Source organism: Bradyrhizobium sp. USDA 326 (assembly GCF_049739485.1).
In the GTDB taxonomy this organism is placed as follows: domain Bacteria; phylum Pseudomonadota; class Alphaproteobacteria; order Rhizobiales; family Xanthobacteraceae; genus Bradyrhizobium.
The window spans coordinates 6,564,424-6,585,766 of sequence record NZ_JBMGQA010000001.1 but is presented as its reverse complement, the minus strand read 5'-3'; the positions used below and the strand labels follow the sequence as shown (position 1 = coordinate 6,585,766).

General features: G+C 61.2%; 16 protein-coding genes. 9 read left to right on the top strand and 7 right to left on the bottom strand.

From position 1 onward, the window contains the following. Nucleotides 1-33: 33 nt before the first annotated feature. Complete coding sequence (locus ABIG06_RS31095; protein WP_370139800.1) at nucleotides 34-1,902, bottom strand: type VI secretion system Vgr family protein; 1,869 nt, start codon at nucleotides 1,900-1,902, stop codon at nucleotides 34-36. 358 nt (nucleotides 1,903-2,260) lie between these two features. Between ABIG06_RS31095 and ABIG06_RS31090 the strand changes: the two genes are divergently transcribed. From ABIG06_RS31090 to ABIG06_RS31050, 9 genes are all read left to right on the top strand, one after another. Continuing rightward, complete coding sequence (locus ABIG06_RS31090; protein WP_370139799.1) at nucleotides 2,261-3,574, top strand: ImpA family type VI secretion system protein; 1,314 nt, start codon at nucleotides 2,261-2,263, stop codon at nucleotides 3,572-3,574. Between the two features lie 124 nt (nucleotides 3,575-3,698). After that, nucleotides 3,699-4,226: a type VI secretion system contractile sheath small subunit gene (gene tssB / locus ABIG06_RS31085; RefSeq protein ID WP_370139798.1), complete on the top strand. Its 528-nt coding sequence runs from the start codon at nucleotides 3,699-3,701 to the stop codon at nucleotides 4,224-4,226. A 17-nt stretch (nucleotides 4,227-4,243) separates the two neighbouring features. After that, nucleotides 4,244-5,743 (top strand): type VI secretion system contractile sheath large subunit, encoded by a 1,500-nt coding sequence (tssC, locus tag ABIG06_RS31080; protein ID WP_199751570.1) that lies wholly within the window; start codon nucleotides 4,244-4,246, stop codon nucleotides 5,741-5,743. Nucleotides 5,744-5,793: 50 nt separating this feature from the next. Continuing rightward, the gene (locus ABIG06_RS31075; protein WP_018318179.1) at nucleotides 5,794-6,279 is read left to right on the top strand and encodes an Hcp family type VI secretion system effector; all 486 of its coding nucleotides are present in this window, start codon (nucleotides 5,794-5,796) and stop codon (nucleotides 6,277-6,279) included. Between the two features lie 182 nt (nucleotides 6,280-6,461). Then, entirely contained in the window at nucleotides 6,462-7,010 is a 549-nt protein-coding gene (gene tssE / locus ABIG06_RS31070; protein ID WP_124160953.1) for a type VI secretion system baseplate subunit TssE, read from the top strand. Nucleotide 7,011: 1 nt separating this feature from the next. Continuing rightward, a complete protein-coding gene (gene tssF, locus ABIG06_RS31065) occupies nucleotides 7,012-8,979 on the top strand; it encodes a type VI secretion system baseplate subunit TssF (RefSeq protein ID WP_370139797.1) in 1,968 nt (655 codons plus the stop codon). After that, nucleotides 8,943-10,007, top strand: coding sequence for a type VI secretion system baseplate subunit TssG (gene tssG / locus ABIG06_RS31060; RefSeq protein ID WP_124160951.1), 1,065 nt, complete (start codon nucleotides 8,943-8,945; stop codon nucleotides 10,005-10,007). The genes tssF and tssG overlap by 37 nt, the downstream gene beginning before the upstream one ends. Nucleotides 10,008-10,103: 96 nt before the next feature. Continuing rightward, nucleotides 10,104-12,743 (top strand): type VI secretion system ATPase TssH, encoded by a 2,640-nt coding sequence (tssH, locus tag ABIG06_RS31055; protein ID WP_370139796.1) that lies wholly within the window; start codon nucleotides 10,104-10,106, stop codon nucleotides 12,741-12,743. Nucleotides 12,744-12,748: 5 nt separating this feature from the next. After that, nucleotides 12,749-14,335 (top strand): methyltransferase regulatory domain-containing protein, encoded by a 1,587-nt coding sequence (locus ABIG06_RS31050; protein ID WP_370139795.1) that lies wholly within the window; start codon nucleotides 12,749-12,751, stop codon nucleotides 14,333-14,335. 120 nt (nucleotides 14,336-14,455) lie between these two features. On the opposite strand, the gene ABIG06_RS31045 is transcribed toward ABIG06_RS31050, so the two are convergent. From ABIG06_RS31045 to fsrB, 6 genes are all read right to left on the bottom strand, one after another. After that, nucleotides 14,456-15,685 carry a matrixin family metalloprotease gene (locus ABIG06_RS31045; protein ID WP_370139794.1) on the bottom strand — a complete coding sequence of 410 codons (1,230 nt, stop codon included), beginning with the start codon at nucleotides 15,683-15,685 and terminating at the stop codon, nucleotides 14,456-14,458. Nucleotides 15,686-15,848: 163 nt separating this feature from the next. Beyond that, nucleotides 15,849-16,868, bottom strand: coding sequence for a hypothetical protein (locus tag ABIG06_RS31040; RefSeq protein WP_424578473.1), 1,020 nt, complete (start codon nucleotides 16,866-16,868; stop codon nucleotides 15,849-15,851). A gap of 308 nt (nucleotides 16,869-17,176) precedes the next feature. Beyond that, entirely contained in the window at nucleotides 17,177-18,202 is a 1,026-nt protein-coding gene (locus ABIG06_RS31035) for a hypothetical protein (RefSeq protein WP_370139792.1), read from the bottom strand. A gap of 81 nt (nucleotides 18,203-18,283) precedes the next feature. Further along, the gene (locus tag ABIG06_RS31030) at nucleotides 18,284-18,847 is read right to left on the bottom strand and encodes a hypothetical protein (protein ID WP_370139791.1); all 564 of its coding nucleotides are present in this window, start codon (nucleotides 18,845-18,847) and stop codon (nucleotides 18,284-18,286) included. A gap of 266 nt (nucleotides 18,848-19,113) precedes the next feature. Continuing rightward, nucleotides 19,114-19,929 carry a hypothetical protein gene (locus ABIG06_RS31025; protein ID WP_370139790.1) on the bottom strand — a complete coding sequence of 272 codons (816 nt, stop codon included), beginning with the start codon at nucleotides 19,927-19,929 and terminating at the stop codon, nucleotides 19,114-19,116. Between the two features lie 88 nt (nucleotides 19,930-20,017). After that, nucleotides 20,018-21,310 (bottom strand): siderophore utilization protein FsrB, encoded by a 1,293-nt coding sequence (fsrB, locus tag ABIG06_RS31020; protein WP_370139789.1) that lies wholly within the window; start codon nucleotides 21,308-21,310, stop codon nucleotides 20,018-20,020. Between the last annotated feature and the right edge of the window lie 33 nt (nucleotides 21,311-21,343).

Genomic DNA, 21,343 nt, shown 5'->3' with positions numbered 1-21,343 from the left:
GCACCGTAGCAAACCGAGCCTGGCTCATAGTGGTCAGCCGACAAGAGTTGGAAGGCCGTGGGCGCCCAGCGGTCCCCCGGCTGCTAGTGCCATGGCGCCCTGCGCGGTCATCGCGATAGTCGGCGCGTTGATGACGATACCCGCAGGGGTCAGGATGATCTGGCTGGGGCCAACCTGCAGGGTGATGTTGACGTTCGCCATGAGCGTGATGGTCAGGCCCGCGGTGACGGACTGATCCATCGTCATGGTGACATGTTGACCTCCCAGCGCGATGTCGAGCTTGTCATTGCCGTTGACGAGGGTGGTCTTGCGGGTGTCGCCACCGAGCGCGGCTTCGCCGATGGTCCGCGTCTCGGTGTCGCGGACCGTCACGTCGTGGTCCTTCTCGGCGTGCACCGTGATCTTCTCGGAGCCCTTCTTGTCCTCGAAGTGCCACTCGTTGTAGCCGCCGCCCCCCTTGGTGGAGTCCGATTTCAATCCCGCGATGGTCTTCTTGGACGGCAGATCGTAGGGCAGCTTGTATTCGTCGTTATACACCGTCCCGATCACCAGCGGCCGGTCCGGATCTCCTTCCAGGAATTCCACGACCACCTCCTGCCCTACGCGCGGAATGATCTGACCGCCCCATTTCTTGCCGGACCAGACCTGGGCGACGCGCAACCGGCATGACCGCTTTTTCTTCCGGTCCCAGAAGAAACGGACATAGATTTCGCCGAGATTTTCGACGTCGATTTCCTCGCTTGAATTGTCGTCCTTGGTCACCACCTTGGCGGTCTGGACACCGTTGATCCTCGGCTTCGGCGTCAGCATCGGCGCGCGGAACGGCCGATCGCTCGGCAGAAACTCGTAGCTGCCGAAATAAACGTGCTGGCCGGCATCGCTCGGGCCGCCAGTGCGATAGGATTCGATCGAGAACGAATGGGTGGCTCGCACCACGAGATATTCGATGTTCTGCGAGTCCTTGTGGTGCTTTTCGAGCTTGGTCAGTCCGCCGGGGAACAGGCTGACCGCGTCGCCGTTGCCCCGCCGCCGCCGGTCCATGGCCTGTTCGGACTGGAGCTGTATCTTCGCGTAACGCTCGCCGTCGGATTTCTCCTTGAACTTGCCTGGATAGTCGTAGAATTCCATCTCTGACCGCGTGTAGTGCTCGTTACCCTTGGCGTCGCTGATCATCTGCGCGTTGGGCTTCTGGTAGTTGTAGTCGTTGAGCTCGACCTTGCCGGTCCGAAACCGACGCTCCGAGACCCATTCGTAGATGTGTTGCTCGCCGCGCCGATCGGCTCCCGTCAGCGGAATATAGGGTATCGTGGCAAGACCGTTGATCGGGCTGTGCGACGATTTGGAGTCCGCCAACACCAGCGTGTGCTTGCCGCCCTCATGCTTGAAATAGTAGTAGATGCCGTGCTGTTCCATCAGCCGGCAAACGAAATTCAGATCGGTCTCCCGGTACTGAACACAATATTCGAGCTTCGGACAGGAGCCCTCTTCGGTCAGCTTGGATTCATAATCGGTGAAGCCGCGATCGTTGAAGACCTCCTTGATGATGTCGGGCGCCTTCTTGTCCTGCCAGATCCGGCAATCGGTGGTTCGCGACAACAGCCATAGCCAAGGCCTCAGTACGATCCGATAACTGAAGTAGTCGTTCTTCACCCCCAGCCATTGGGCTTCCGTGAGAATGCCGCTGAACTCGCGTTCCTTTTCGTGCAGCTTGATGGTCAGCGTACATTGCTGACCGATCGCGCGGTCGAAGTCGAGATCGGCATCCTCGCTGAGACACTCGATGCGATATTCGAAGAGTTCGCTAAGTCCTTCCGAAGCCTCGTACCCGACGAAAACCAGAACGTCTTTGCCGAGAGGCGTCTTGAGTTCGCAGAGGCGGGTATCCTGGGTAAGCTGGCCCATGTGGGCGTTAACTCCCTCTTCGTCCGCGTGATCGGCAGAAGTGCGGATCAGGCGTCATGCAAGAACCACGGAAATCCCTTCTGCCGCTGACAGGGCCGGCAAGTCCGCCCAGAGGGTGGGTGGGCCTTCTGACGCGCCACGGCAGCCGTCCAAAGAACCACCTCGCCCCTCAAGTATAGTCGCCTCCAAGAGCTTGCCGGTTCACGCGAAACTGTCATGATCGTTTGGGGAATGAACCAGCGCCATCATGGATCTGACCTACCAAGGCAATCAGATCATGATCCTCCCCTGCCCGATCCGCTGGACGACACGGGCTTCGGCAGAGGGGCGGATGGCTTAGGAGACGGACGATCCTCGCATGCTCGACGTCGCATCCCTCACCCAGGCCATAGCGGCCGATGATCCCTGCGGGCCGGACCTCGACGCCGCCGGCGACATCCAGTACCTCAATTTTTTCGCAGGTGCGGAATCCCTGCTGCCGATGTCGTATTTCGAGGTCGTCAACGCCAACGGAGAGCGCGGACGCTTCGATCCGAAGGCCGTCGATATCGCGGGCCAGTTTGAGGCCGTACGGCCCCTTCTGGCGCGCACCCGCGATCTGCGCCTGAACATGCTGCTGGCCAAGTTCTCCATCCTCAACCGGGATCTCGACGGCTTTCTGAATTGCCTGAAGGCGACCACCACGCTGCTCAGGGATCAGTGGGAAGCGGTGCATCCCAGGGCCCAAGACGGCGACTATGCGCTTCGGGCCGTCACGGTCGAGGCGATCGATGTGTTTCCAACCGTGATCAATCCCCTCCAATTCCTTCCGCTGATCGAGAACCGCAGGCATGGCAGCCTCAATTACCGGGCCTATCAGGTCGCCAAAGGCGAAGTTGCCCCCGGCGATGCCGACGCGGGCGGCCCCGATCTAGCGACCATCGAGCGCATCATCGGCGATACCGATCTCGACACCCTCAAGGCCGTGAGTGCCCGGTGCTCGGCGGTCGCGGCTGAAATTTCGAGCCTCAAGGCGATCTGGCACGAAAAGTTGAACACGGGTCAATCCATCAGCCTCGATCGAGTCTCCGGAGTCGTAAACGGTATGGCCGCGTGGCTTGCGGGTCTTGTCACGGAGCGTGATCCGGCCGCAGTGGCCGCGCTATCGGACGATGCCGCACCGGCCGACGCGCAAGCGCCACTGGAAACGACCGGCGCGCTGGCTTCGTCAGCGCAGGCCACCGCAGCACTTGCGGCCGCGGCGGACTATTTCTCCCGAATGGAACCGTCCAACCCGGCGCTGTTGCTGGTGCGCCAGGCGCAGGAAATGGTCGGCAAGTCATTCATCGAGGTGATGCGGATGCTGGTGCCCAGCCACGTGGAGAGCGCTGCGATCAACATCGGACGCGACAAGGTTTTCGACCTGCCGATCGAGCGGATGGCGGAGCTCGCCATAACACCCTCATCCACGGTCGAGAACGCATCTCAAGATATTGTTTTTTGTGTAGAAAACAGAACTCAAGCTCTGGGCCTGCTGGCAAAGGTGGCGGCATTTTTCCGAGCCGCAGAGCCGTCCAGCCCGATCCCTTTTTTGGTCGATCGCGCGCGCGATCTCGCGCAGCGAGACTTCCTCAGCCTCTTGAATGACGTCCTGCCCGAGGGGGCGCTCAAGACAATCGACAAATCGCATTGAACCCGCTTTTCGCTCGACGGCACTAACAGGACATAAGGAAGCTTGTCGACCGCGAGTTGAGCCGCCTTATCAGCCTGCGTCGCGCAAGTCGGTTTCCAAAGCGATTTTGTAGAGAGGGCAGCCAATGGCTACGGACAGCGGTCAAAAATTCATTCGGCGAAACCGCGCACCGCGCGTGCACATCACCTACGAAGATCCCTACGACGCCGAGCGGCTGATCGAGCTGCCGTTTGTCATGGGCGTCCTCTCCGACCTTTCCGGCAACAACGCCGGCGTCGAGAAGTCCAAGGTCGAGGAGCGCAAATTCCTCGAGTTCGACATGGACAATTTCGACAACCGCATGGCGGCAATTCAGCCCGGCGTGACGACACGCGTGGCTAATCGTCTGGGCGATGCGCCCGACGAGAAGATTTCCGTTGCCCTGCGCTTCAACAAGATGGCCGACTTCTCACCGGTGGCAATCGCTCGGCAAGTTCCAGCCACGGCCAAGCTGCTGGAGGCACGCGAACAGCTCGCCAACCTGCTGCGCTACATGGACGGCAAGGTGGCCGCCGAGGATCAGTTGAAGAAGCTTCTCAGCGATCCGCAACTGATGGCCGCGCTGCAGGAGCGCGCAGCCAGCCAGCCGACCGAACCCGACGTTGAGAAATAAGGGAAGGACTGGGGACCATGGCAAAAGAAGCTCAGAAAGCAACCGTTACTCAGCTCGGGACCGTCGAGGCTGACGAGTTCGCGACCCTGCTGAAGCAAAGCTTCAAGCCTCGCACTGAACGCGCGGCGACCGAAGTCGAGAACGCGGTATCAACGCTCGTCCAGGAGGCGTTGAAGGACACCAGCGTCATCAAATCCGACGTCCTCGACACGATCGAGGAGATGATCGCGCGGATCGACCAGAAGCTCACCGCGCAGATGAATGAGATCCTCCACGCACCGGAGTTCCAGGCGATCGAAAGCGCCTGGCGCGGTCTGCATTACCTCGTCTTCAATTCCGAGACGGACGCCAATCTCAAGATTCGCGTGATGAACGTCTCCAAGAGTGAGCTCTATCGCAACCTCCGGCTTTACCCGGACGCCCGCTGGGATCAGAGCCCGCTGTTCAAGCAGGTCTACGAGTACGAGTTCGGCCAGCTCGGTGGCGAGCCGTTCGGCTGCCTCATCGGAGACTACTACTTCAGCCATCTGCCCACCGACGTGCAGTTGATGCGCGATCTCAGCAAGATTGCCGGCGCGGCCCACGCCCCCTTCTTCGCCGGGGCCGAACCCACGCTGATGGGAATGGATTCGTGGACCGAACTGTCCAATCCGCGCGATATCGGCAAGGTGTTTGACACGCCGGAATATGCGGCATGGAAGGGTCTGCGCGACCAGGATGACTCACGCTATCTCGGTCTCTGCATGCCGCGGGTACTGGGTCGCCTCCCCTACGGCGCCAAGTCTGAGCCTGTGGAGGAGTTCGCCTTCGAGGAAGAAACCGACGGGCATACCGGCGACAAATACGGCTGGATCAACGCCGCCTACGCGATGGCAGTCAATATCAACCGCGCCTTCAAGGAGTTCGGCTGGTGTACGCGCATCCGCGGTGTGCAGTCCGGCGGCGAGGTCATCAACCTGCCGACGCACACGTTCCCGACCGACGACGGCGGCGTCGACCTGAAATGCCCGACCGAGATCGCCATTAGCGATCGTCGCGAGCACGAACTTGCAAAGGCGGGCCTCATCCCGCTGATCCATCGCAAGAACACCGACAAGGCGGCCTTCATCGGTGCGCAGTCGCTCTACAAGCCGAAAAAGTATTTCGGCGAGAAAGGCGTGGATGCAACCGCGTCCGACAACCTATCGTCACGTCTGCCCTACATGTTCGCAGTGTCTCGCTTTGCGCACTATCTGAAGTGCATGGTTCGCGACAAGATCGGATCCATGAAGGAGAAGGATGAGCTGACGGTCTGGCTGCAGACCTGGATCAACGAATACGTTGATGCCAATCCAGCCCTCTCGTCAGAAGCTCAGAAAGCGCGCAAGCCGCTGGCCGCTGCGAAGGTTGAGGTCATAGCAAACGAGGAGAACCCGGGATACTACAACGCACGCTTCTTTCTCCGTCCCCACTTTCAACTTGAAGCGATGGACGTCGGCCTCAGCCTCGTCTCGCGCCTGCCGGGCCCGAGCTCCTGACGTCACGCCATCACGACCTTCAATATCAAGATTTTTGAGAGGACTATGCTATGGCTGTCGATATTTTCTTGAAACTCGATCCGATCAAGGGCGAATCGAAGGACGACAAACACCCCGACGAAATCGATGTCTTGAGCTGGTCTTTCGGCGAAAGCCAGACCGGTACATTCCACAGCGGATCCGGCGGCGGCGCCGGCAAGGTCAGCGTCCAGGATCTCCACTTCACGCACTTCGTCGACAAGGCCACGCCGGAACTGTTCAAGGTCTGCGCGAATGGCAAGCACATTGACACCGCGATCCTCACCGTTCGCAAGGCCGGCGAGAACCCGCTGGAATATCTCAAGATCGAGATGAAGCAGGTTCTGGTCACCAGCGTGTCGACCGGCGGGTCGCACGGCGAAGATCGTCTCACCGAGAACGTGAGTCTGAACTTTGCGAAGGTCAAGATGACCTACAAGACCCAGACGGAGAAGGGCGCCGCCGGCGCGTCGCCGACATTCGGCTGGGACGTTCCTGCCAACAAGGAATGGGCTTGATCTACGGGTCATCGTCTGGCGCCGGTTACCGATAGCGGAAACCGGTGCCATACGACGCGATCCCGCCCGCACCTTTAGGGCTATCCCGGCTTTCGGGCTGGACGCTTGATCACGGCAGGTCACGCCGGACGCCAATTGCCGCCCCCGAAGCTGCATAAGCGCTGGCCGACATGGGGACCGAAATGACGCTTACGCCCAAAAAAGATCGGCTTTCTCCACCGCTCATGCTGGCCTTTCGCGCGGCTCACGAGGCACGTGATGCGCGCAAGGAGCTCAATCTGCGCGACCAGTCCGGTGAACGGATCATCGCAGGCCGGCGCAGCACGGGACGCCATCCGATCTCGGAAACATTGCTGAGGCGCGAGGTCTCCCATGACCTCGAAACGCTCCTGAATACGATCGCTCTGGAATCGACGCTGGACATGACCGGCCGGGATTGCGTGCGAAAGTCGATCCTGAACTACGGCTTCCCCGATATTGCCCATCGCTCGATCGACGAGGTCACGGACGATGAACTCAGCGACGCGCTGCGCGAGACCCTGACGACTTTCGAGCCGAGGCTCGATCGCAAGACAATCCGCGTCCGCCGCGACGGCTCGGTCGGCCCCGAGCAGCTCAAGCTGCGCTTCATCGTTCACGCCGACATGAAAGCCGAACCGCTCAACGTTCCCGTGGAATTCGTCGCCGACGTCGAGCTCGACAGCGGCGATATTCAGATCAACCGACTTTAGCATGAACCGCGAATTCCTGGACTTCTACAATCGTGAACTGTCGCTGCTATACGAGCAGGCGGGAGACTTCGCCGAAGAATTCCCCGGAATCGCGGAACGCCTCGGCGGCCTGATCCGGGATCGCTCGGATCCGATGATCACCGGCCTGCTGGAGGGCGCCGCGTTTCTCGCCGCCCGCGTCCAGCTGAAGCTCAAGCACGAATTTCCGGAATTCACTACAAACCTGCTCGAACAGCTGGTTCCTAACTATCTTGCCCCGACTCCGTCGGCCATGCTGGTCGCGGCGCAGCCCCCCTATGCGGATCCGGCGCTGCGCGACGGCAAGAAGATCGCGCGCGGCGCGTATTTCGACGCCACGTACCGCGAGAGAGAACGAAGCCTCGCCTGCCGATTTCGACTTTGCCGCGACATCGTGCTTTGGCCGTTCGACCTCGGCGGTGCCGAATACTTTTCGACAGCCGGCGCACTGCAGGCACTCGGGATACCGGTCGGCGGCGATGTCATAGCGGGACTGAGACTGTCGTTGACCCACCGTACCGCGGCCCGGCTCGATGAGGAACCGCCCGACACCGAAGCCCGGACCAAACCGGAAACCTGGTTTGCAGGCTGCCGCGTGGGCGAGCTCCCGATCTACCTCACCGGCGCGGAGTCAGATTCCATCGCGCTTTACGAGCAATTGATCTCGAATTGCAGGGGTGTCTACTTCCGCCATCTCGACGACTTCGGCGATCCCGTGGTGACGCGTGCGCCGCCCGACTGCGTTCAGCAGATCGGCTTCGATGAGAACGAGTCGCTGTTTCCCAACGACAATCGGATCTTCCGAGGCTCGGAGCTGCTGCGGGAATATTTCGTATTTCCACGCAAGTTCCTTGGGGTGAACCTCACCGGACTTCGGAGCGTGATGCCGCGGCTGCGCAGCAAGTCGATCGACATCGTCTTCGCTTTCGATGAACACAATTCGCGGCTTGCCGCCGCGGTGCGTCCCGACAGCTTCAAGCTCTATACTGCGCCGGCGATCAATCTGTTCGAGAAGACGAGCGATCGCATCCCCGTCAAATCGAATACCCACGAATACCACGTGGTGGCCGATCGTAGTCGCTATCTCGAATACGAACCGCACCAGGTGATCGAAGTCTACGCGCACCTTCCGGCGGAGAAGGACAAGCGGCTGGTGCGCCCGCTGTATTCGGCTGCCGTCAACCCGGCCAGCGGATCGGTCGAGGGTCTCTATTTCACCGTCCGCCGCCTGCCTCGACGCCGCACGATGGAGGAGAAGACGTATGGCTCATCGTCCGACTACACCGGGACCGACATGTTCCTGTCACTGCTCGAGCCCGGTGAGCTGAAAGGAGAAAACCCGGTTGCCGAACTCAGCGTCCGGGCGCTGTGCTCCAATCGGCACCTCACGGAGCACCTGCCGGTTGGCCACGGCGGCGCCGACTTCCGCCTGCTGGATGATACGTCCCTCGATCTGGTGTGCGTCGCCGGTCCCACACGTCCACGGGAGCCGGTGGTGGCTCAGTTGCGCAGCCGCAGCGAGATCGCCAATAGCGGAGTTGTCAGTTGGCGGCTGATCAACATGCTGAGCCTGAACTACCTCGGCCTTGTCGAGCGTGGTGGCGGCAAGAACGCCGGAGCGCTGCGCGAAATGCTGTCTTTGTTCGCCGACCAGTACGACGACGCCACGGAACGTAAGATCCGCGGCGTGCGCACGATCGAAAGCCGGCCGGTGGTGCGGCGGGTGCGAGAGCGCACGGGGAGCGGCGCAGCGCGCGGGCTGGAGATCAGCGTCGTACTGGACGAGAAGGCTTTCGAGGGGAGCGGCGTGTTCTTGCTCGGAGCGGTACTGGAGCGTTTCTTCGCCGATTATTCGGGCTTCAACACGTTCACCCAGACAGTCATCTCAACGCCGGAGCGCGGCGAGATCATGCGGTGGCAACCGCGCATGGGCACGCGGAGACCGTTGTGACGCTGATCGACCAGATGAAGTCCGAACCCTGGCGGTTCGATTTCTTCAATACGCTGCGCCAGCTGGAGCGAGCCAACCGGGATCGACCGCGGATCGGTGACAGCGCCGCTCGCCGCGAGGAGTATGTCGACCTCGGTCAAGTCCCCTATCTGGAGTTCCCCGCCTCCAATCTTGCAGTGGTCGACGACCAGAACGGCCGGCTCAGGATACTCGTCAAGTTTCTGGGTCTGCTCGGGCCGCAGGGTGCGCTGCCGCTTGCCAGCACCGATGAAAGTCTCAGCTGGTGGCTGATGCGGGATGATGCTTTCCCGCGATTTCTCGACCTGCTCAACGGGCGGTTCCTGCAGCTGTTCTTTCGCGCCTGGGCCGATGCGCGGCCGATCGCGCAGCACGATCGGCCGGCAGAGGATCGCTTCATCGCCTATGTCGGCTCCTTCGCGGGCCTAGGCTCCGACGTCTTCGCCAATCGGGACACGGTACCGGACATGGCGAAGCTCGGCTTCGCCGGGCTTATCGCCCCAAGGGCGAAATGCGCGTCACGGCTGACGCGGTTCCTGCAGGGGCTGTTCGATGTCAAAGTCGAGATCGACGAGTTTGTCGGGACCTGGCTCGCGTTCGACCCAAGTCACTGCAGCCGGATCGGACAGGCCCATGCCAGCCTCGGTCGAGACGCTCTTCTCGGCTCACGGGTGTTCAGCGTCGAGGACAAGATCAGGGTTCGGGTCTTCGTCAAGAATTTTGCTCAATACGAGCAGTTCCTGCCGACCGAAAGCCGCAACTTGTCGGAGCCGCTGGCGGACGCCGTCTTCTTTTATATCGGCGACGAACTGGAATGGGAGGTTGAACTCGCCATTCCAGCGGGAGAGGTCGTCCCGGTCAGACTCGGCCAGAGCGGACGACTTGGATGGACCACCTGGGTCTCGCCGAACTGGACGTCCACGGAAGAATATCGCCGCGATGCCCGCTTTCAGCTTGGCGAGCGCTTGAGAGCCCGTCGGAGCAGCGCAGCGGATGCAGCGGCGATTTGAACCTATCGGCCGCACCTGTTGTCCTAACATCATGGGATTCGAGGCAATTCCGCCAGGTGCGAGGCATCCGCGGAGCAATTGAGCAGGAGGGCCGCCGTGACCGACATCAGCCTTGAAGCGGTAACCGGCAAGCTGAACCGGGCTGGCTATGACGCCTTCATACAGGCCCTCCGCCACGCCAAGAGCGCTGGCAACCGCAACGTCGAGCTTGCGCACTGGCTCTTTCATATCCTGCAGCAAGACCGCACCGACCTCAGCCTCTCGGTCGACCACTACAAGCTCGACCGGTCACGGTTGCTGTCGGACCTTGCTGGCGTGATCAACGGCTTCCGCAAGAACGAAACCGATATGCCGGGCGTCGCCAATCCGGTCATCGATCTTCTCGATCGCGGCTGGCACTACGCCACGCTCTTCTTCGGCGAAACCCAGATCCGCACCGGCCATCTGCTGGTGGCCGGGCTCAAGTCGAATGACATCCGTCGCACGCTGAACAACCTCTCCCAGGAATTTGCAAAGGTGAACGTCGACGCATTGGCCGCGGAGCGCCGCGCCATCTGGGCCGGCTCCGACGAGGAATCCATGCGTCCGATGGACGGCTCGGGGCTGGTCGGCGCCGGCGCGGAGGGTGCGGATCAGGCAAGCCCCAAGGGCACGACGCCGCTCGACCGGTTCTCGCAGGATCTCACAGCCAAGGCCAAGTCGGGCGAGATGGACCCGATCCTGGGTCGGGACGAAGAGATCCGCCAGCTGATCGACGTTCTGATGCGGCGGCGGCAGAACAATCCGATCCTCACGGGCGAAGCCGGCGTCGGCAAGACGGCCGTGGTCGAGGGATTCGCCCAACGAATTGCCGCCGGCGACGTGCCGCCACCGCTACGCGGTGTCAGGCTCTGCGCGCTCGACATCGGCCTGATGCAGGCCGGCGCCTCGATGAAGGGCGAATTCGAGCAGCGGCTGCGTTCGGTGATCGATGAGGTGCAGAGTTCACCGACCCCTATCATCCTGTTCATCGATGAAGCTCACACACTGATCGGCGCCGGCGGCGCGGCCGGCACCGGTGATGCAGCCAACCTCCTGAAGCCTCCCCTCGCCCGTGGCACGCTGCGCACGATCGCCGCCACCACGTGGGCTGAGTATCGCCAGTACATCGAGAAGGATCCCGCGCTCACGCGGCGCTTCCAGCCGATCCAGATCGACGAACCTGACGTCGAGACCTGCTGCGTGATGCTACGGGGTCTTCTCGGCCCGATGGAAAAGCACCACGGTGTTCGCATTTCCGATGCTGCAATCGTTGCAGCCGTCAACCTCTCGCACCGCTACATTCCCTCGAGACAGCTACCGGACAAGGCCGTCAGCCTGCTCGACACCGCTTCGGCCCGCGTGGCGATCAGCCAGAGCGCGACACCGGCCTTGATCGAGGATACGCGCGTCGCGATCACCGCTCGCGAAGCTGAGAAATCGGCGCTGGTCAACGACAGCGACCTGGGCATCGAGGACAACGAGCGCGCTGCCGCGATCGACAGCGATATCGCAGCACTGAAGGACAAGTTGACGAATCTCGAGGCCGACTGGGCCAAGGAGCAGGAGCTAGTCAAGGACATCCGCAGCATTCGTGACATCCTGTCCGAACCCAAGGAAGATCAGGATCCGGCCGCCAAGCGCGCTGAGCTGCGCGGCAAGTTCGAGACGCTGGAGGGCATCAATCCGGAAAAACGGATGGTCTACGCCCATGTGGACCAGCAGTCGGTGGCGTCCGTGGTGTCCGACTGGACCGGCATCCCGGTCGGCCGGATGATGCGGGACGAGATCGAAACCGTGCTGAAGCTGCCGGAGATCCTCAACCGCCGCGTGGTCGGCCAGTCCCACGGCTTGACGATGATCGCCAAGCGAGTTGAGACCAGCCGTGCCAAGCTGGACAACCCGTCGAAACCGATCGGCGTGTTCATGCTGGCCGGACCGTCCGGGGTTGGCAAAACCGAAACCGCCCTGGCGCTCGCCGAAACCCTCTACGGCGGCGAGCAGAACATGATTACGATCAACATGTCGGAGTTCCAGGAGGCGCATACGGTCTCGACCCTCAAGGGAGCGCCTCCCGGCTATGTCGGGTATGGCGAAGGCGGTCGCCTCACGGAGGCTGTCCGGCGCAAGCCCTACAGTGTCATCCTGCTCGACGAAGTGGAGAAGGCCCATCCCGACGTCCACGAGATCTTCTTCCAGGTGTTCGACAAAGGAGTCATGGAGGACGGCAACGGGCGACGGATCGACTTCAAGAACACCTTGATCATCCTGACCACCAACGTCGGCACCGATCTGATCATGGGGCTTTCGCGCGATCCGAAGTATCGTAGTGAGCCGGAAGAACTCGCCAGGATGCTGAGGCCGGAATTGCTCAAGGTATTTCCTGCCGCACTGCTCGGGCGCATCGTTTCGATCCCCTACTTCCCACTCTCGGACGAGATGCTCGCCGGCATCGCCCGGCTGCAGCTCGACCGCATCGGACGGCGACTGCGCGACAATCACAACGCGGCCTTCAGCTACGACGATGCAGTCGTGGAGCACATCGTGTCACGCTGCAACGATCCGGACTCCGGCGGACGCATGATCGACAACATCATCACCAATACCCTGCTGCCGGAGCTGTCGCGCGAATTTCTCAGCAAATCGCTTGCCAAGGAAGAGATCAGGCAGACACGCGTCTCGATCGCGGACGACAAGTTCGCATATTCGTGGAGCTGAGCGCGATGAACATTCAGTCGCAGCATCGCCATCCGGTTACCGGCCCCACACCGTATGATGAGGTCTACTACCCGGGCCACGTCTACGGGCTCACCCACCCCAATCATCTCGCAACGATCGCCACCGTTTACGGCATGCAGCCTGCTCCGGTCGAGCATTGTCGGGTACTGGAGCTCGGCTGCGGCGTTGGCGGCAACCTGTTGCCGATGGCCTTTCAATACCCGGACAGTGAATTCGTCGGCGTCGACCTGAGCGGCGTGACGATCGAGCGCGGCCAGCAGAATATCGCGACCTTGGGTCTGAACAACATCAAGCTTCTGCACTGCGACATCATGAATGTCGACGCAAGCTTCGGGAAGTTCGACTACATCATTGCGCACGGCGTTTACTCCTGGGTACCGCCCCACGTGCGCGAGAAGATCATGGCGATCTTCAAGCAGAATCTGGCGCCGCGCGGGGTCTGCTATGTCAGCTACAATGCGCACCCATTCTCCCATCTTCGCGACATGGTCCGCGACATGATGCGGTATCACACCCGCCGCCTCACCGGCATGAAGGAGAAGGTCGGACAGGCCCGCGCGATCCTGAAGTTCCTGAGCGAGGGCTCCAAGGCCGACACGGTGCATGGTGCGATCATGCGGGACCAGTACAATCGTGTCCTCAAGGCTCCGGACGAATTGTTGTTTCACGACGACCTCGACGACGACGCAACCGCCTTCCTGCTGCACGAGGTCGCCGAGGATGCCGCCCGCCACGGCCTGCAGTATCTCGGCGATTCCCATTTCGCGCGCCGCTATCTCGCCGGCCATTCCGAGGAGGTCCGCGCCACGCTGCAGCGCTTCCCGGAGAGCGAGTTCATGGCGCGCGACCAGTATCAGGACTTTGTCGACGGCAACGGCTTCCGTCGTACCTTGTTCTGCCACGACGACGTTTCCCTCAACCGGCAGATCGACGTGGATTTCGTCAAGCGATATCACCTCCTGAGCACGACCAGCCCGCTCGATCCCCAGGCGTGCCTGACCGACGATTCCCCGATGGAGTTCGAGAACCACGATGGCAGCAGGATTACGGTGACCAATCCGATTCTGAAGGCCGCGCATTTGTGCCTCGGACGGGCCTGGCCGCGGGCGCTGTCATTCAGCGAGTTGCTGGATGGTGCGCGCGCGCTGCTGGACGGCCGCCGAGCCGATGATGACGAACGGGTACTGACGGATGCGATGTACATCCTGGCCTGCAGCGGCGAGGTCTCCTTCCTGGTCTCGCCGCCCTTCCTCTTGAAGGAGGTTACCGACCGCCCGCAGGCGAGCTTGCTGGCCCGCAAGCAGTCGCAGACAGGTCCGCTGGTCACCAACCTGCTCCATCAAACGGTACAGCTGGAGGACGACCGTACGCGGCATTTCCTGCAACTGCTCGATGGCGCTCGTACCATCGACCAGATCACGGCCGAAATGGCCGCAGCATTCGGGTCGACCGTCCGGGTCGAACAAAAGGACAAGGACGGAAATCCGGCCGAACCGCTGTTGCTGTCAACCCGAGAGAGCGTCGAACGCTCGCTCGCGATGGTTGGCAAGCTGGGCTTGCTGGTCGCGTGATGCGATAGCGATCCAACTCAAGACGACGGCGCCAGACCACCGCCGGGGACGACGAGATACGCGCCTGACCTTCCGAGCTTGGAATTTTGCTATTGCTACATCAAAGGTAGGCGTGCGTTGTCACGACGGGAGCTGGACCAGCGTCTCGCATGGGATGATTATGTTGTTCAACTGCACGGTCGGGTTCATCAGGAAGCCCGTGTTGTTCTTTGTCGTGATGTGGCCCAGACCGAGGGCATGCCCGATCTCGTGCGCGGGCACAATATTGGTGTTCACGCTTCCGGGAGTTGCGGGATTGAACCATAGCATCCGATTGCCGGGATCGCCGCGCCCGGCAACGTTCGAGTCCTCGTCATCGATGATTTGTGTTGAGATGAACATGGTGATCGCCGCACGATTAGTGACGAGCGACTTGAGATCGTCAAATCGGAAATCCTGTGCCGTGGTCAGTGGGCCGAAGCCGGAACGGATGCTGAGCTTCTTGTTCGGATCGATCGGCACTACCCGGCCTTCGGCGGTCACGGCATCGACGATTCGGCTTGTGCCAGATGTGAACGTCAGGTTTGCCTGATTGTCGTAGATCCGACTGACGACGGCGGTAACGGCGCGCTGCGTAGCGATCATGAGACCGTTGGCGAGCGTCGCCCGACCGAGATGGACCACGTCGATCGGAATCGAAGACGCCTTGCGCACCTGGAGGCGAACCGGGATCGGACCCCTCTGGCCTTCGACGATGACGCTCAAGTCGGCATCACCCTCCAGACGTCCGATGACCGTGACGGTGTCGCTCGTTCGTTCGAGGATTTCCACCTTAGGACTCTCGAGGGCAAATCCCACCGCGGCGCCATTTGTCCCTTTCAACTTCAGCTTCCGCGTCTTGCCGATCGGAACCATCTGGCGAACCGGCGCAAGGCCGTCGAATGCCGACCATTCGCCGCCGACCAGTCTGAGCCTTGCGGCGCTGAAGCCGCGCGCATCGCATGGTCCGAATATCGGACCGTCCGGCGTGATCGTCACGTTCACGTCGAGCCCGCCGCCCTTGCGACGGTTGAACATCAGACGCATGCGCTTGATCGTATTCTTTTCAGGGTCGACGCGACCGTCGTGCAGCAGGCCCGTTTGGGCATTCTGAAACACGAGTATCGCGTCGATCACCGGCTCCATGGCGTCCGGCGTGTTGGTCAGATCGTTGATATCGAGCGTTCCGTCGGCCCCGCCATCCTGGGGCGCGATGCCGTTCAACAGCGTCTTGATCACGAAGATATCGTCCGGCTGGTTCGAACCCTTCAAGCCAACGGATTCCGCGATGGAGAAGCCGACCAAGTTGACGGGTTTCAGGTTGATCACCATGGTCCGCTCCGTCCGATGATCTCCGCGTTTTCCGATGGGTCTCATCGGGGCTTATGAGGTTCAAAGGATACGGCGGCGATCGCGACGACTTCCCATTCTACCGTACCTTTCCCGCCTCTGACCAAACCTGCGACATGAACAGCATCGCATGCTGCCCGAGCCTTCAACTCGGTCCAGTCCAATGGGAAGGATTCGAGACGTACATCTTTCCTCGCGTCACGAAAGCGGACAATTCAAGTCCAACACCCAAAAGCGGCAAGTCAAGCACAATGACGCCCGAGCCCTTGGCTGCCTCGAGTCCTCCGTACAGCGTGTGAAGTGCATTTCTCACGTTCTGAAGTATTCCAACAGCCGTAAAGGCGTTTCGCGCATTTAGCGTGGGCGCGACGTATTTACCGTTCTTCAAGCCATCGATGAAGTACTTGCTGTGATGGATGGATTGCAGTGCCGATTTCGAGATCAGCTTTTCGGTAAATGCGACATTGACGCCCCAGTCATTCAAGGATTCATGGTCCAACTCATATGGAACCCTGAACCCAAAGCCGATGACAGCAACGGCCCCTCCGCTGCCTCCAAGACCCAGTCCCCACCGACTGCTAACAATCTGGAGATCAAAGGTCTCCAGATCTCCCAAGTTCACGACGTACGCGGTCGTGCTCTCGACGCCGCCGATCAACAACTGCCCACCAGACTTGACGCCGAAGCCGAGCCAACGCTTGAAGAATTTGCGTTCCGCCGGATAGTATTGAGGTCTCGTTTGAGGCGGCGGTGGCGGCGGTGGCGGCGGTGGGTTTGGCTTATTCCAAACTGAGATGATGACACCACGCCAGGTCTCGTTTTCCACCCCATCCATTTCACCTGCATACATGGCCGCGCGTTCCCCTTTCGCCACCTCGAACGCGACTTTGAAATTGTTGGGCACTTGCTTGCGAAGCAAATCAACTACGGCCCGTAACCTGTTATGCGACAATAGCATGTTGAACTCGTCGCTACCGGTACGACTTGCAAGTCCTATGATTGTAAGGCTTCCTCCGTCCCTTAATTTCGGAGCGACGACATTATTCAGCCAATTGGAATGTTCCGGCTTTATGGCGAACTTGCCGACGTCAAAGTTGAACAACTTCGCCGCAATCGTATCCGATGCCTGAGATCCGTACTCCTGGATTTTCCCGGGTGATGCCATGTTGTTTATCTCCCAACGGAGAGACCGACTGCGAACGGGTAGAACTCAGATTGAAAGATCCGCCTATCAATTAATGGGTCGCTCCGGACGTTTTGGCGGTTCATCGTCGCCCTCAGATATCCCGTCGGGTACTTGGAGGTGCCATCGACGCCGTCGAGGTAGGTGAAGGCGAAGCCATAGGACACTCCGTGGTTTTGAGCGGAATGAGCGTACGCGGCGCTGGCTTCATCGCGATGTCGTAGCGAAGCCGTTCGGTACCGTCTGCAATCGCGAGAGGACCCTGCAGCTTCCATGCGATCTTCCGAGTGTTAGCCGGGGAAGTCGCGGAACTCCTTGACGAGATTGAACGGAATTTTCCAGCCGGCGCCTCCCGCGCGCATCAGCATCTTGATGTCTTCCGCCCTGTTTTCTTTTCTGGTTTTCGGATCGGTCTCCAACGTGTGGCCTTGGCTGTCCCAAGGTTTGCTCGCGCTCTTCGAGTAGTAGCCGAGAAAATGCCCGGCTTCATGGGCAGACGTGTTGGGCCCGCGTTGTGAGCTGATGAAGGCAAGGTCTAACGATCGAGCAAACGATCCATTGGGGAACGAGCCATTGGATCGAAGCTTATCGACGCAGAAAATGGTTAGATGGGCGCCCTTTACTTTGTGTTGGACGAAGAAGCTCTTCAGTTTCTCGACCTCGATCACATCGGGAAAAGCTGCCAGGCTCGCATCCTTCATGCCAGTGGCATTGGCGAGCTCCCGTTTGACGGCAGCCTGCGAGTCGTCGATGACCAGCCAGTCGCTTGGCACTCGCTCGAAACGGATGTTGGCCTGTGGCCTCCATATACTGTTCATCGTCTGCAATTCATCTTGCTCGTTGCAGGGCTTCTTGGCGTGAAACGCCGGAGCGCCGATCCCCGGAACCATGACGTTGCGGAACGCCACCTTGATCTTGATTTCCGGCAGCACGGCCACATGGAGCCTGGCTTCGATCTTCCGGCCAGCCGACCGAGCCACCACCTCCAGGCCGGGAAAGCCAATCGGCTTGATCCGGCCATTGATTTCGAAGAACCGTGCATCGCCGTTGAAGGTGGCAGGAAGTGACGCCGCCCTGAGCTGCGGATCGATATCGGGTCCGGAGAAGGTGTCTCTGGCTTGCACTATGCGTCTAAGGGTATCGGCGCCATCGATCTCCTTGATCCCGAGGGCATGGGGATTGGGATCGACTTTGAGCTTTCTTCCGGGGTCGATCAGCGCCACGATGTTGGAGCCTCCGAACGGCACAACCATGCCCGGCGGGCTGCGGCGCTCATCGACGCCGGAGCGGCGGAAGACCTCTTGAAAGGCGGCCATGTCTAGTTCTCCTGTCCTCGTCCGGTCCGACAACGGGAAACTCGAGCCCGAAAATGAGAGCCTCCGTCCTGTAGGAAGTGGCTAGATCGTCCCGCCGCCGGCGAAGATTTCGACGACCACGGCGCGATTGGCGGCCCTGTTCATCACGGTCGTGTTGTCCTTCAGATACTCGTAGTGTGAAGCGGGCTTGACGGAGAAGACGCGCGAGCGGGCGCTTGGGCCGAACAGGTGAAAGACGTTCCTGGCCCGGCCCGTGCGCAGGAAGACGTTGTTCCGTTCGCCCCCGGCGCTGTCGCTGTATCCGATGATCTGAAACTGCAACGACTTGTCGGTCTCGAAGCGGACGAGCTGCGCTGCCAACAGCGCATCGCGCTTGGCAATGTTCTTGAGATGCCGCCAGTCGACGCCGAAATCCCAGATGATGAGATACTGGCAGATGCCGGTCGGCGGGACCAGACTGACGTCCACACCGAGATGGCCGACCTCGGTGCGGGACGTTGCGACTTCATTGGCCACGTAGGGAAAGACGGCGGCGCTGTGAACCTTGGCAAGCGGCGAGCACTGCGGTTGCATCGCCATATTCGGCATCTGTTCCACCGGGCCCGGCGGCGTGTATTGCGGCAGTGGTTGCGGCGCGCGTCCCATGGCCATTTCTCCCGTTACTGGCGTGTCCTGCGCAAAGCCGAGCACTGGAGGGAGCCTCGGTTCCCACCACGGCTATGACTAGTAGTGACGCGAGCGGTCGGGAAAGTTCAAAGGCGAGGTGTGAGGCCCTCAACAGTCATTTCGGGGCGATGCGCAGCATCGAGCTATTGTTCCGGGCCAGCCCGGCTCGCCCACAGCGGCTGAGCCGGCCGCCTTGCCTGTGAAGGTCCAGGCGGAGGATTCGCCAGACGCTCGGGCTGCGGCGCCTAGCGCAATGGCAGCAGATCCAGCTGGCTCTGCGCCTTCTTGACGGCGGCCGTGTACCAGCTCTGGCTTGGTGCTTCCTTGGCGAAGCACTTCGTGTAGGCGTCCATCGCCTGATCTTCACGGGCCATGGCGTCCTGCGGGGTCTTCCTGGCCATCATCTGCTTCCAGACCTTCTGGCAGGCCGGGATCTCGGCCGTCTTCACGGCGTCAGATGTGACGATGAAATAGACCTTGTCGTCCTTTATGGCGACGACGTCGATCTCGTCCGGCGGGCCCTTGAGATCGCCATTGCCGCGCAGGCCGAGCACGGCGGCTGCCGCGCCGGCGGGTGCGGGTTTTGTGACCGGCAGCTCGGCATATTTGGCGAAGGCGGCGTCCTCGATCGCATGGTAGTAAAAGCGGTCCGCCTTGATCGCCGCGCCGCTCTCCTGCGGCACGCCGTCATCGCGGTGCTCGCGCAGCCAGTGCTTGAGCAAGGCCGTGGTCGTCACCACGGCCCGCGTCTTGCCGTCTTCGGACGCGAAAGCGAGCCCGTCGAGATGGCCGAAGCCAATGTCGCTCTTGAACAACGTATCGACGTTCGACCTGCCCTCGGCCCGGAGCCCCTTGATCGCGACCGGACCGACCAGGCCGCGCAGCACGCCGGCCAGCTCCTTCAGGGCCGCATCGTGCTGCTTGTAGATCTCGTCGCTCTCCCTGGCTTTCGAGAACTTTGCGATGTAGCGATCGCGCAGACCGAGATAGTTCTGCTCCGGCGCGGCAGCACGGGCAGGCGTGGCCAGGACGAGCAGGCAGAGCAAGGCGAGCAATCTCATTGCAGTTCCGGAAAGACTGGAGAGCGATCTCCCATCTTTGTGCCGATGCCGGGCGGGAAGGTTCATCCCTCGGTGGAATGCGGAAGTCCTACTCTGCCGGCGTGAGTTGCTGCCGGGTCAGGCGCATCGCAGCGGTCTCGCGCACGCGAACACGGGCGCGGCGCTTGCGCCACCAGATCACGACGCCGGTCACCGAGAGCGCCGCCACCACCAGCCCCATGACCGAGATCAGAATACGGCCGAACAGCCCGACGATACGGCCCGAATGCAGCGGAAACTGCGCCTGCACGAAGATGTCGGCGGCAGTGCCGACCCAGGGCAGCCGCTCGCCGATGGGGCGGCCGTCCTCGCTGTCGTAATAGAGCTGCGCCGGGCCGACGCCGCCGGCGCCGTGGTCGTCCCCGGGATGGAAGAAGGCGGCGGCATAGACGCCATGGGCCGGACCGTAATTGATCGAGCCGACCGGGATCGTCCAGCCGCGCGCCTTACCGTCCGCCGCCGCGCGCGCAGCGATATCGGCGAAGGTGACTTTGGGCTCGATGGGATTGTCGAGATCGCGATAGGGCCGTTGCTCATATGGCGTCGGCGTATAGTTCGACACCATCTTCATCAGCGGCGAGAATACCTCGAAATAGAGATTCAGCGAAAACGCAGTGAAGGCGATGACAAAGAGCACGCCCCAGGTCCACAGGCTGAAGGCACGATGGATGTCGAAATTGATCCGGTAGGCGCTGCCCGAGGTCTTGATGGTCCAGGCCGGCGCCCAGCGCGCCCAGAAGCCGCGCTCGAGCTGTCGCGCGACCTCAGGCGCCCGCGCCGCCTTGGCGCGCCGGCGTGAGGGCAGCGTCAGGTAGAAACCGACGAAGCAATCGATGGTCCAGATGATGGCGATCACGCCGAGCACGCGCATGCCCCAGCGGTCGCTGCCCCAGAACTCCGGGATGTGCATCGTGTAGTGCAGCTTGTAGAGGAACGAGACGAAGTTCTCACGCGTGACAGGCCAGACCGCGCCCCAATAGCGGCGGCCAAGCTCGGCACCGGTGTTGGGATCGAGGAAGACCTGGTTATAGTCGAGCGGGTAACGCTTGCCGGTCGCGGGGTCGATCCGCGGCATGACGAAGAACCACAGCGAGTGGTCCTCTTCCGGTGTCATGAAGAGGTAAACGACGCGTGCACGGGGATCGCGCTGTTCGATCATCTTGGCCAGTTCGATCGATGGAATGGCCGGGCCCTTGCTGCTGACGTCGAACAGATGGCTGTTCAGGACGTCGTCGAGCTCGTGATCCCACGAGATGATCGCGCCGGTAATGCCGGAGAAGAACAGGAACCCAGCCGTGAGCAGTCCCGCCCAACGATGCAACCTGCCGAATACCGCTCTCATCGCCTTCCACTCTCATCCAGCGGTCCGGCCTCG

Coding starts and splice junctions, on each gene's coding strand:
- ABIG06_RS31095 (WP_370139800.1), bottom strand. CDS start 1,902: ATGGGCCAGCTTACCCAGGATACCCGCCTCTGCGAACTCAAGACGCCT.
- ABIG06_RS31090 (WP_370139799.1), top strand. CDS start 2,261: ATGCTCGACGTCGCATCCCTCACCCAGGCCATAGCGGCCGATGATCCC.
- tssB (WP_370139798.1), top strand. CDS start 3,699: ATGGCTACGGACAGCGGTCAAAAATTCATTCGGCGAAACCGCGCACCG.
- tssC (WP_199751570.1), top strand. CDS start 4,244: ATGGCAAAAGAAGCTCAGAAAGCAACCGTTACTCAGCTCGGGACCGTC.
- ABIG06_RS31075 (WP_018318179.1), top strand. CDS start 5,794: ATGGCTGTCGATATTTTCTTGAAACTCGATCCGATCAAGGGCGAATCG.
- tssE (WP_124160953.1), top strand. CDS start 6,462: ATGACGCTTACGCCCAAAAAAGATCGGCTTTCTCCACCGCTCATGCTG.
- tssF (WP_370139797.1), top strand. CDS start 7,012: ATGAACCGCGAATTCCTGGACTTCTACAATCGTGAACTGTCGCTGCTA.
- ABIG06_RS31050 (WP_370139795.1), top strand. CDS start 12,749: ATGAACATTCAGTCGCAGCATCGCCATCCGGTTACCGGCCCCACACCG.
- ABIG06_RS31045 (WP_370139794.1), bottom strand. CDS start 15,685: ATGGTGATCAACCTGAAACCCGTCAACTTGGTCGGCTTCTCCATCGCG.
- ABIG06_RS31040 (WP_424578473.1), bottom strand. CDS start 16,868: ATGGCATCACCCGGGAAAATCCAGGAGTACGGATCTCAGGCATCGGAT.
- ABIG06_RS31035 (WP_370139792.1), bottom strand. CDS start 18,202: ATGGCCGCCTTTCAAGAGGTCTTCCGCCGCTCCGGCGTCGATGAGCGC.
- ABIG06_RS31030 (WP_370139791.1), bottom strand. CDS start 18,847: ATGGGACGCGCGCCGCAACCACTGCCGCAATACACGCCGCCGGGCCCG.
- ABIG06_RS31025 (WP_370139790.1), bottom strand. CDS start 19,929: ATGAGATTGCTCGCCTTGCTCTGCCTGCTCGTCCTGGCCACGCCTGCC.
- fsrB (WP_370139789.1), bottom strand. CDS start 21,310: ATGAGAGCGGTATTCGGCAGGTTGCATCGTTGGGCGGGACTGCTCACG.